Annotated in this window: 9 protein-coding genes; all 9 read right to left on the reverse strand. The window is 43.8% G+C overall.

Annotation, left to right across the window (positions count from 1 at the left end; all coding sequences use genetic code 11):
• Positions 1 to 12: 12 nt before the first annotated feature.
• The gene (gene tssM / locus BK820_RS05185; RefSeq protein WP_071320309.1) at positions 13 to 3,858 is read right to left on the reverse strand and encodes a type VI secretion system membrane subunit TssM; all 3,846 of its coding nucleotides are present in this window, start codon (positions 3,856 to 3,858) and stop codon (positions 13 to 15) included.
• Between the two features lie 47 nt (positions 3,859 to 3,905).
• On the reverse strand, positions 3,906 to 5,336 hold the full coding sequence (locus BK820_RS05190; protein WP_071320310.1) for a hypothetical protein: 1,431 nt from the start codon (positions 5,334 to 5,336) through the stop codon (positions 3,906 to 3,908).
• Entirely contained in the window at positions 5,333 to 6,325 is a 993-nt protein-coding gene (gene tssG / locus BK820_RS05195) for a type VI secretion system baseplate subunit TssG (RefSeq protein ID WP_071320311.1), read from the reverse strand. Before tssG ends, BK820_RS05190 begins: the two co-directional genes overlap by 4 nt.
• Positions 6,289 to 8,103 (reverse strand): type VI secretion system baseplate subunit TssF, encoded by a 1,815-nt coding sequence (gene tssF / locus BK820_RS05200; RefSeq protein ID WP_071320312.1) that lies wholly within the window; start codon positions 8,101 to 8,103, stop codon positions 6,289 to 6,291. Before tssF ends, tssG begins: the two co-directional genes overlap by 37 nt.
• A gap of 5 nt (positions 8,104 to 8,108) precedes the next feature.
• A complete protein-coding gene (tssE, locus tag BK820_RS05205) occupies positions 8,109 to 8,585 on the reverse strand; it encodes a type VI secretion system baseplate subunit TssE (RefSeq protein WP_004809259.1) in 477 nt (158 codons plus the stop codon).
• Between the two features lie 75 nt (positions 8,586 to 8,660).
• Positions 8,661 to 9,164: an Hcp family type VI secretion system effector gene (locus BK820_RS05210; RefSeq protein WP_004809258.1), complete on the reverse strand. Its 504-nt coding sequence runs from the start codon at positions 9,162 to 9,164 to the stop codon at positions 8,661 to 8,663.
• Between the two features lie 48 nt (positions 9,165 to 9,212).
• A complete protein-coding gene (gene tssC / locus BK820_RS05215) occupies positions 9,213 to 10,694 on the reverse strand; it encodes a type VI secretion system contractile sheath large subunit (RefSeq protein WP_071320313.1) in 1,482 nt (493 codons plus the stop codon).
• The gene (tssB, locus tag BK820_RS05220; RefSeq protein ID WP_004809254.1) at positions 10,687 to 11,190 is read right to left on the reverse strand and encodes a type VI secretion system contractile sheath small subunit; all 504 of its coding nucleotides are present in this window, start codon (positions 11,188 to 11,190) and stop codon (positions 10,687 to 10,689) included. Before tssB ends, tssC begins: the two co-directional genes overlap by 8 nt.
• 28 nt (positions 11,191 to 11,218) lie before the next feature.
• Positions 11,219 to 11,884 (reverse strand): hypothetical protein, encoded by a 666-nt coding sequence (locus tag BK820_RS05225; RefSeq protein WP_228715825.1) that lies wholly within the window; start codon positions 11,882 to 11,884, stop codon positions 11,219 to 11,221.
• Positions 11,885 to 11,902: the final 18 nt, after the last annotated feature.

Genomic DNA, 11,902 nt, shown 5'->3' on the forward strand with positions numbered 1-11,902 from the left:
ATTGAATTTTCATCATGGTGCAGCTACTCCTGTGTTGGCTAATGCTGTGGCCGGATTGGTTTGAGCCAGACTCTGCTGTGCCGATACAGGAACACTTTGCGCAGCCACGACACGTACTGATTTATTGGAAACGACCTGATCCTCCAGTTGCAGGTTGGCATAGTTTGGCTGTCCGCCGATAGAACTGGCATTCTGTCCACTGACCAGACGGAAGTTCACTTTTACCCAAAGTTCCGGATTTTCCTTGCTCTTCCAGACCATCTCAAAGTTGCTGCCTTTCTGGGTACGTTGTGCACTTTCAATCAGGCGGTTAATGCCATATTCACCCGGTTCATCAAAAATGGTATGCGTTTTCCCTTCCAGATCCACTAGCGTAATGCGTGTGCCTGGAATCGCACCCGGATTTGGCCAGACAAAGTTCACCCATTGCTGTATGCCATTTTCAAACAGCATGCGTTGCCCATCGATATCAAAGGTATAAGCTAAAAGCTGAGGATTTTCCAATGGATAGAACTGGAAATTGGACTGGTTTACAGCAGGTGCTGTACCCTGCCCCTGAGTCAGTTCACCTGTGGCAACCCCATGAGCAGGTGCGACATAAGTCTGGAAATTTGCGACAAAAGCCGGGTTCAGACTGATTCCCAGATCCTGCCAGGTTTTGGAGGTCAAAGTATAGCCACGTCGGATCACCAGTGGATCCAGATGTTCTTTCACAAAGCGTGCAATACTGCCACTTTCACCAAAAATCTGGTTAATTTCATTGGAAGTGGCCTGTAAGGTTGCCTGACTGCTAAACGGATATTTCTGAGCCAGATTCTGGCTAAATGGCTGATAAGATTGCATGGTCCAGAGCTTGTTTATTTCAGCCTGTGCAGGAACCAGCAGCCCCTCAAAGGATTGGATTAATGGTGCAACCAAAAGTTTTTGTAACAGTTGCTGATCCAGCTCTGTCGTCCCTGCCGCCATTTTCTCTGCCACAAATTTTTGGCTAGTGTTAAAAATGGAGTTCTGCTCATGAATTGTCTGTTTGACCAGAGCCATACTGGCAGGACCAATATCACCTGAGCTTTTTAGATCATTGAACTGGCTGCGGATTTTTGCCATTGACTGCATGTAACCATCTAGAAGCGATTGATTTTGCAGATCATCGCGCTGACGTACCATCTGATAGAACATCTGGAACTCACGTGCAATCACACCATGCTGTAACGGGCTATTGGCCTGTTGCACTTGCTTCGCTTCATCACGATTCAGCACTTTACGTTTAAACCAGGCAATAAAGCCTTTTTGCGGCACCGCCAGTTCTGCCTGAACCATCGGATTATCCCAGCTGGTCTCTTGGGCCACACGTTGGATCAAGATACGGATTGGAGAATGTTCCGGTTCGCCCAAGAGATCCATCTGCTTGATCTGCTGATTGAAATCGCCTGCTTTGGCATAATGAATCGCGTTCAGGAATTTACGCCATTCTGCAATATATTCTTTCTTATAGAGCTCAGTCAGTTGACGACGGATCTGCTCAGGACTACCACTAAAGCTGAGATCATCAGATTGCGTGGTATTCAGCACCCAGTCCCGACTATCGGTTGTGCTGCTCGCTGCCTGCTCGATGGCTCCCTGTACATAACCTTTCCATGCCGGATAGGTATAAATTCCCGGCAAAGCATAGCTTCCCAACATGGCATTCTGGTTGGTTTCACCCAGAATCTGTTTGACTGTCATTGCGGGGAAACGCACGGCCGCACGACTCTTGATTTCATTATAGACACGGTCACGTGCAGAAATACCGGTGGTAATCGCTGTCAATATCTGACGGGTCTGATCCACCAATACTGCATCAGAATTCAACTGAGGGAAACTGTTTCGTCCTGACAATGTAATGGCATAACCCAGGATCTGCTCGGCTTTCTGGAGCATTTCACCTCGCGGTATTTCACCGCGGTTTTGTTCCAGCCATGTGCGCCAGAAACGTGTCAGCTGATCACTTAAATGACTGGAATCCATATACTGGCGATTGCTCAGCATCAGATAGGTTTTTAAGGCATTATAAGCATCCTGAGGATTCTGGTCTGAAGGTTCAGAAGCAATCTGGCGGCCTTGCGCCACATGATTCATTTTCACCTGAATATAATTTTCTTTTAGCACCGCTTCATTTGCCTTAACACGTTGCAGATACTGTGCAATCTGCTGCTGGGTGGGCTGCAGCACCAGCTGTTCAATGCCTTTAAGATATTCAGTTTCCAGTTTTTCCCGAATCTGCTTACCCTGATATAAACCAAAGCTGTATTTCAGTGGACGGTCCTGATCAAACTGATCCAGTTGCTGCAGATGCCCCTGTAAAATCAGCAAGGCATCCAGCTGATGATTCAGCGAACGGTTGGCCTGTGCCTGTATCTGTAGCACTTTGTTCAGGTCGGCCTGAACTTCAGTAATGAGCTGCTGGTTATTGCGATATGACCATAACCATAAACTAAGGACAATCGATACCCCAAGAATTGCACCGGTAAAGGCCATAAAACGCTGACGTTTTTTTGTCGGGTTAATATGCTGACGTACCAGATGCTTGTCTTTCAGGATCACATTGGAAAACAGGCCTTTCAGGAAATAACCGTGGTTCTGGGAAACTGACTGTTTCGGCAGACCAATTTCACTGTCATCACTGTGGATCAAGTGAAAATCATCCGCGATCTGTTCCGTCATTGGGCTTTCAATTACGCCATCCTGCAAGGCACTGGTAAAGTAAAAGCCACGGAAAATAGGTTTAAACTGGTATGGATTTTCCTGGAACAGTGTAGAAATAAAGGTTTTTAAAACCGGTTTCAGGCTCTTAAATTCCAGTGGAAAAGTCATTACACTTGGAGAAATGTGCTGTGAATGCCGACGGCTCAAATGCGTTGTACTGACACTTTTCAGACCATCGTATAAAATATTGTAATGCTCCTCAAAAAGCTCTAGCGCCTGCTCGCTGGAATTTGCCGCATACGGTAAAGTCGCGCCCCAAACCTGATCAAATTCCTGCGCATCATAACAGTCAAAAAAATCGGTAAATCCGGCAATCAGGTCCATTTTAGAAAAGACCAGATACACGGGAGCAAAGACTTCTAGACGTTCAGTTAGATCCTGAATACGGGCACGCAGATTTTTGGCTAATTTAATGGATTTTTCCGGACTCTGGCTGACCAGCTCGGCAATACTGACAATGACAATCAGACCATTCACGGGCGCCTTTGAACGATTTTTCTTGAGAATATTCAGAAAACCGAGCCATTCGGAATGGTCCTCAGCATAGACCGAATAACGCCCTGCCGTATCTAGTAAGACTCCTTCGGTTGAGAAAAACCAGTCACAGTTACGGGTCCCGCTTAAGCCGGAAGACACCATCTGTTGATGATGTTCTTCAAATGGAAAACGTAAACCGGAATGGTAAATGGCCGAGCTTTTTCCAGCAGCAGGATTGCCAATCACCATATACCAAGGCAGTTCATACAGTGCCGTATTCCCCTTACGATCTCCGAGTCTGGACTTTCGGATCAGCTGAATCGATTCTTTCATCTGCTGCTGGATCAGCTGCAGTTCTTCTTTATTCTTATTCCTGTTCTGTTCAGCTTCGGTCGTACTGGCAATGGCCTCGGAAAGTTCCTCGCCTTTTTTGCCATGCCGATAATGCTGGATCAGTGTATAAATCCCCCAGACTACCAGGATCAGGCTATAAACCGCCACCAGCATCCAGAACACACGGTCCGATACAGTGTTTTTCATGGAAATAATCACCACGAAAAATGACAATGCCATCATCACTTTTGGATTGGTCACATACTGCCAGACATATCCCAAGATCGTATAAAATAATGTATTCACTGTAATCTCTTATATTTCTTTATTATCTTTCAGGTTTTTAAAATTTTTCAGGCCGCATTCTGTTCTAGTTCCTCAACCATATTGACAGGTTGACAGACAAAAAATGTCTGAGGATGCTGCACCGTATAGGCCAATGTAATGACATCATCATTCATTTGCATGAACAAAAATATCCCAAACAAGGCTTTCATCTCTACTGTACTGCCCAGATAAGAATGGCAATACAGGCCGTGATGCAGTTCTATCCCAGCTGTACCTAAATACTGCTGAATTTTTTTAGAGGTATTGATCTGTAATGGATCATCCAGCAACAGTACAAATGCGGCTTCCTGCTGCAACTGTTCAGCAAAATTTGGACATTGTTGCTGTAAATATTCACTAATATTTTTGACATGCTTTAAGGTTTTAATTGATTTAATTTCCATTAAATCTTCAATGTTTAACTGTGGAGCAGACAGGCATATACTCGCGGCATATTCTCCCGGCAGATATTGTTCCGACTGCCATAACTGCTGTTCCAGCCACTCCTGATCAATTTCAGACTGTACTGCAATCACCAGACTGACCTGTTCATGTTGCTGCTGAATATCATTGAGCAGATTGATCCAGAGTGCATAAGTATTGTAATGATCGACATAATGGAACTCGACATGAATCTGGCGCTGCACAATTTCATATTGCTGTTCTAGCTGTTCGATCAGCGTCTGTTGTGCTTGATCTGGCCAGATATGAATCAATGTTGCCGGCAGCAGAATATGCAGATTCAATTTATTTAATCGTGCCACCTGTTCAAATGGAGTTTCTATTTCATTCTCTTCATCAAACTGTTCATTGATCCAGCCCTGATGCATACGGTATTCATAAGCGGTTTCTGCATCATAGAACATCGCTGACTTTCTCAGATGTGTCGCAATGTGATGCAGACTTTCAGCATGTTGCTCCATCTGCTGCTGAATCAGTAAATTGATTCGTTGCAGCCGCATGCTGTGCAGAGTGTCATCCTCTTCTACTTCGGCTAACAACTCATCCAGATGTCGAATGCGATAAGACAGGATCGGCAGTCCATAGTGATTGACCAAGGTTTCATCCAGTTCCGGGCTTTTGAATGCCTGCATTGCGTCAATAATTTCATGATTTTCACCAAAGCTATGGATTGCTGCGGATGAATAGATTTTTAGAGTCCGCTCCTCAACCGGTTTATCCTTATTTTTCTCCAGTTCACTTTGCTGTTGCAAATGTTTTTTTTCATTTTCAGCGGCTTCTAACTTTTCTGCTTTAGCTGTCTGATAAGCTTTTAACGATGTATAAATCAGCCATGGGGAAAGCAATAACAAGCCAGCACAGACAGGAAGTAAAATAAAAAACTGCAGTATCTCCATAGCTGTCGGATCATACTGCACATCACGCCAGTAGTAGATCACCAAAGCGCTTGTCAGCAGGATGAGTGTCAGAATGATCGCAATAATGCTCTTGATCATGCTGCTCTCCTCATCAGGCTGTAACAAGTTTCCTGATTATCTTCAGCGGTTTGTAGCATCAAAAAAGCGCCTTGTCCCAGCCCGGCACTTTGATCACCGAGCCGAATTGGGCAGATTTCAGCCTTGCTTAATACCAGACGCAGATCCACCATCAAGGTTGGGCTACACCAGGTTGAAATCATCTGCTTGAGTTTTTCACTATATTTTTGCTGCGGCAGAAAATCCAGATAGTCCTGACGATTCAAAGGACCAATCACGATTTCAATTTTTTCATCAATCTGGGTCAGCACTTCGCCACAGAAAGTATTGATTCCCAGTAATGCAGGATTTGATCCGCCCAGTGAAGCTTTTTGCGAAGCATCCAGTTTAAACTGTTCTGGTAAATACTCCCGGATCTGAACCTGATGCTTGAACATGCAACCCAGCATGGTTTTCAGGACATAAGCACTATTATTTTGCCCCTGCATCAGACCGGAAAATTCAGCAAAATAATCATCCAGATGCTGTTGCTGATGTTGTTCACGCACATAGCCATTGAGCACATGCAGAATCTCCAGATAATGATTTTCCTGCTCAATTTCATAACGTACTGGCAGATGATAGTGAATCGAGGCTTCGATATATTGCGCGGTCAGTTTATGGTTAAATAAACCGAGAAAATGCAGGGTTTCCTCGCGCTGCTGACGCGGGCTTTGCTTGATACGGTAGGTATAGGTATAAGGTAATACTCCCTGTGTCCCGGTCAGACCAATCATCGGACTGGTCAGCTGAATTTTCTGATCTGTCCATTGCAGAGACTCAATTTCGGATTTGGGGAAATTCAGATTCAGCGAGCTAGCAAAACTAAAACTCTTGCTCCAGTCTTGTGAGTGTTTCTGCTCAGGATAATGACGCAGCAGACGTGTTGCCTGCACCAGTTCAAAGCGGGTGGGCTGCTGATACAGCTGTTCTACTACAGAAGCTTTTTGCCACCAACGTTCTGCACGCATTGGTATACCTCCTGTTCTGTTGCTGCATCAATCACAATCATTTCCACATAACTGTTCATTTGCACTTTCAGGTTAAAAATATGATTGAGCAATTGGGCAAAGATATACAGACTCGAGCCTCTGAAAGCCTCAATATTCATCTTGACCTGCACACGAACACCACGAACAAACAGTGGAAATGGTTTGTAGTCCAGTAATTTCTGACTAAGTGAAAAATCAATCGATTGAATTGCTGCAATGATCTGCTGGTTTTCTTTGAAAGCCGGCAGGTTATACAGTTCTAGCAATTCTTTCAGATGTGTGACTGCATCACCTTTCATCAAAGACAGATTATTCAAGGAAAGATGGGAAATAATGCGCCATTGTTCTTTTTGGCTCTGCTTGAATCGATAAGGCAAAGATGGGCGCTTTAACAAGAGTCCGCGTCGAACCAGCTGACTGTCATTCAAGCTGAGCGCATTCTGATCCCTGTTATAGCTTTCATAAGGCAGATCACGGTTACAGCACAGCAGCTGAGTACTGATAAAATCAGAGGAGGTATTCTGAGGTTCCAGACTTCGAGAGACCAAAGAAAATTTCAGGTCATTCTGTTGTGTACTGGCAATTTCTGGCTGTAGATGATAATAAAATTGTGCGCCGTCATGCCGGTAATGACTCATGGCAAAAAATGGCAAAACCTGATGGGCAACCTGTTCTTTATCAGTCTTTTCACGAATCAGGTTCATCTCGGAGACCGCATACACCTGATAATATTCAGGATGATGCGCATCTGAAATGAGTGGATATTCCAGTCGCTGATGATTGATTTTCTGCGGTTCGGCCTGTTTTTCAAACAGGTTAACCACTGGCGTCACGAACAGCTTGAAATTGGCGAGATTCAGTTCTGAATAATTGCGAACCGCAGCCTGATCATTCAGGTTCATTTTAAAGTGAATATACAACTCAAAATTCGAGGTATCTGCTTCGATCTGATGGAGAAAATCCAGATTCAGGTTCAGGAAATTGAACTTGTCTGGAAAGCAGAAATATTCCAGTAATAGTCGATAGGCCTGATGGGTGTGCTGATCGACCGGCAGTATACTCTCCTCCTCGCTAAAGCCTGATAGCTCGAAAGGATTTGAAATCTTGATTTCCTGGCCATTGCCCTTTAACGAAAACTGGGTTTCTGTCTTAAAAACCTGATCCAGCACCTGTAAAGGAAAGCTGGAAATCGCATCTAGATAAATTGGTAGCTTATGCTTTTGCAATAAGTTCAACTGCTGATTAAAAATTTCAAAACCCAACACGAGTGTCGCATTACGGTTCAGATGAATGTGCGCCGAAGGATGGGTTTTAAAATGGACTGATTTCAATGCAGTTGGCAGTAAAGCCACCTCCTGGACCGTCCGGTATTCACACTGCACACCACGCACACTTTTGGATTTAAGTGAAGTATGTTTCGGGATCAAACGTACATCATTCAGCTGTTTGATTTTATTCACATCTTCAAAACTGACCATTGAACAGGCTGGAAACGGCTTTACATACTGGGGAAACATCACCGCAAAAATCGAACGGGTAAATATTTCATAGCTGTCATATAGCTTTTTATCAATCCGTGCAGAGATCAATGAAAATGCCTGAATCAGGCGCTCAATATGCGGATCGTCAATCTGTTCCTGATTTAAAGACAGACGTTGGGCAATTTTTGGATATTTATTGGCAAATTCACGGGACTGCTGGCTAAATTCCTGCAGCTGTTTTTCGTAATAAGGTAATAATTCTTCAATCGCGCTCATTCTTATTATGATCTTGGCAAAATAACATATTGTTGTGTGGTCGGTTTTAATAAAGCATCAAAAATTACAGGCTCATATAAAGGATGAATATTCAAATAGGCTTGAATGCTTAAGCACAGGCTACCCATATTATTTTCATCCAGCAACATTTCTACCCGGACATGCTTAAGCCGTGGTTCATGTGCTGAAATAGATGCCTCAATCGAGCGACAAATTTTGTCACGATCCATCGGATTTGCAGTCGATAAGCCCACAAAATCAATAATTCCAAATTGCAGAATGGACTTTTTGACCAGCACATAATCATCAATCATATGGTTGAGCATGGCCATACGGCTGTTCAACAGATCCTCCAGATCCGCCGCAACTGCTTCACGCAACTGCTGAATTGACATGCCCTGTGCACGTGCTTCCTCTTGTGGCAGTAGTCGATCAAACAAGGTCGAACGGAATCCATAAGGATAAAGCTGATCCAGATTCATGTATTTCCATCATCCATTTTAAATTTAATCATTCAGATAGAGGCCTGCAGGTGCAAGCCTCTAAATTCAGAAGCATTAAGCAGCGTAAGATGCCGTATTATTGGATAATGACCATTTTTTGGTTACCGCACCTTTCTGTGTACCGTTGATATCTTGCTGGTTATAAGTCCACTCAACCGCAGCATATTTCAGACCGAACGCTTCAGTCGGTACACCTTCTGCATTCACGCTTGGCATGACTTGAGAAACCAGAACGTGTTTCAGTTTGATCTGTAAGTACTTGATACGCTTGTCGCCGTTGGCACGGTAGAAGTCAATCTGAACTTCATCAAAGGTATAACCGGCAGAACATGCTTCCCAAAGTTTCGGGCTGGTAGCATCCAGATCTTTGACAAAAATCATGTCAGAATGTTCTACACGCTCAGCGGTATGGCCACCCACACTTGAAGACGTCGCAGATTTTGGCTGGCGAATATTGTGTGACCAGGAATTTACTTCAAGCCAACTTTTATGTTCAGAATCGCGTGATTCACCATCGACTTTATATTTGCCGCGAAATTGGACGTATATGTCTTTCATTGTTATTTTTATCCTGTTTTATAATCAATAATAGAAAATGCAACCGACCTAATTGCTCGATTGCGGCAGTTCAGTGACAAGTCGCAGGGATACAGACAACTCATCAAGCTGAAAATGTGGTCGCAAGAAGACCACTGATTTGTAGTGACCAGGTTCAGCTGGATTCTCTACAACCTTGATTGACGCTTCCCGCAAAGGATATTGCGCCTTGGATTCCTGAGAGGCGCCGTCGTCCAGTAATACATATTGAGATAACCAGTCATTCAGAAAGGCTTCAACATTGCCTGCAGAAGCAAAACTTCCCACCTTGTCACGCATCATCGCTTTTAAATAATGTGCGATACGTGAAACTGCCATGATGTACTGAATCTGGCTCGATAAAGCAGAATTGGCATTCGCGGCATCATTGTCATATTTTTTCGGCTTCTGAGTCGATTGAGCACCAAAAAACGCGGCATAATCGGTATTTTTGCAGTGCACCAGTGGAATAAAACCAAGATCACTCAGCTCTTTCTCGCGTCGATCCGTAATCGCAATTTCGGTTGGACATTTGAATACCACGTCACCGTCATGCGTTTTAAAGGTATGTACAGGAAGTCCTTCAACTAAGCCGCCGCCTTCGACACCACGAATCGCAGCACACCATCCATGCATATCAAAAGCATTAGTTAAGCGAGTACCGAAAGCATAAGCTGCATTCATCCATAGATATTCATGATGATCTTCACCAGATACTTCTTCTACATAGTTAAAACCCTCGGTCGCTGTGCCTTCTTTCGGATGATATGGCACACGTCCCAATACACGTGGCATGGTCAATGCAACATAGCGTGCATCATCACTTTCACGGAATGAACACCACTGTACATATTCAGCAGTTTCAAAAATCTTGGACACATCACGTGGACGATCAATATCGGTAAATGATTCCAGTCCAAACATGCTTGGGCTGGCTGCAGAAATAAATGGTGCATGTGCTGCTGCTGCCACATGGGAAATCTGTTCCAGCAAATACATGTCTGATGGCGTCCGATCAAACTCGAAATCACCAATCAAGGTGGCATAAGGTGCTCCACCAAAAGAGCCATATTCTTCTTCATAGATTTTCTTGAATAAGGTGCTTTGATCAAAATCAGTGGCACTTTGGAAATCCTTGATCAATTCCTTTTTGGTAGTATTCAACATCCGAATTTTAATCAAAGAGTTGGATGGGGTTTCCTGACAGAAATAATATAAGCCACGCCAGGTTGATTCAATTTTCTGGAATGCTTCATGATGCATGATCTTGCTCAGCTGGGTTGAAATCAGGGCATCGATTTCAGCAATACGCTTGTCCAGTGCAAGGGTCATGTTATCGGATACAGTAATTGTTCCTGCCATGACTTCACGTGCCAGTTCACCAATCAGGCTTTTGGCACGGTCATGTTCTTCATTCGTACGCGCGATACGGCTACGCTCGACGATAGAGTCCAGTAATGAGTATTCTTCAATATTCAGGTGTTCAGCAGTTGCTGCATTTAAATTACTCATGCTCAGCCTCCACACTCATCTTGCGGATCTGATCAGTACTTTTCAGAACTTCGTCTAGCAAATCTTCCAGACGTTCATTATTGGAAATTTTATTACGCAAATCGGTTAAACGTTCACGAGCTTCAACCAGTCGACGTAATGGATCAACCTGCTGCACGACCTGTTCTGGCTTAAAGTTATCCATGGAATTAAAGGTCAGGTCCACAGACATCTTGCCGCCCTCTTCGGTCAGGGTATTTTCAACCTGAAAATTGGCCCGTGGTGCCAATGACTCCATCACTTCATCAATATTGTCCAGATCGACATTGATAAACTTTTTGTCTTTTAGCTTAGTTTTTTCCAGTTCAGATGCTGCTGAAAAATCTCCCAGCACGCCGACTACAAAGGGCAATTCCTTGACTTCGCGGGCATCCCCAACTTCCACATCGTAAGTCAATTGCACACGCGGTGGACGAATCCGCTGTAATTTCTTCTGTACACTTTCACGCTTAGCCATATTGCTGATTCCTATGAATTATTCTTTATTAGTTATTTCGAAGTGCACCAAATGGATTGGAGCTAGACTGGACATTTGGGAGGACGACCGGCTCTGTTTTCTTGGCGACAACATTGCTGCTAGATATTTCTTTTGCTTTATTACGTGCAGGAGCACTTATACGTGTTTTAGCCGAGCTGTTTTTTTTACTCGCCGTGGTCACCTTTTTTTTCTTGTTGCCTGAATCCTTCTCTGCCCTTAGAGGCATAACCGTAACGGGTTGGGATAAACGTACATTGTCATTAAAAACTTTGGTAATGGCGTAGGTTTGTTCATTCAGCGGACGGATTTCTGTAGTGCGCATATAGTTCAGGGCATGATTAGAAATCGCGACACCAGCAAGGAAGCTAATATCTGTTAGTTGACGTGTTATGTAATTTTCACGACTTAACTGATCTACTGCTTGAAGTGCTTTCAGATGCAGACCACGATCCAGATAAAGTTGAGCAATATCGGCTTTGATTTTACGCTGTAAATTAAGATCTTTCCGAGCGGCTTTGGCACAAAGCTGTTCATACTGTTGCAAGATTTCTGGATCAGTATCTCCTTCGGCCAGTGGATGCACTTTAAGACATGATTTTTTTAGGGTTGCAGCATGCGTCTGCATCAGACTCATCGTGCAGACAGCCAGCATCAGCACGAGTATGGAACTCATATTTTTTTTCAAAATTAG

It is taken from the genome of Acinetobacter sp. LCT-H3, from assembly GCF_001866125.1.
Classification (GTDB): domain Bacteria; phylum Pseudomonadota; class Gammaproteobacteria; order Pseudomonadales; family Moraxellaceae; genus Acinetobacter; species Acinetobacter schindleri.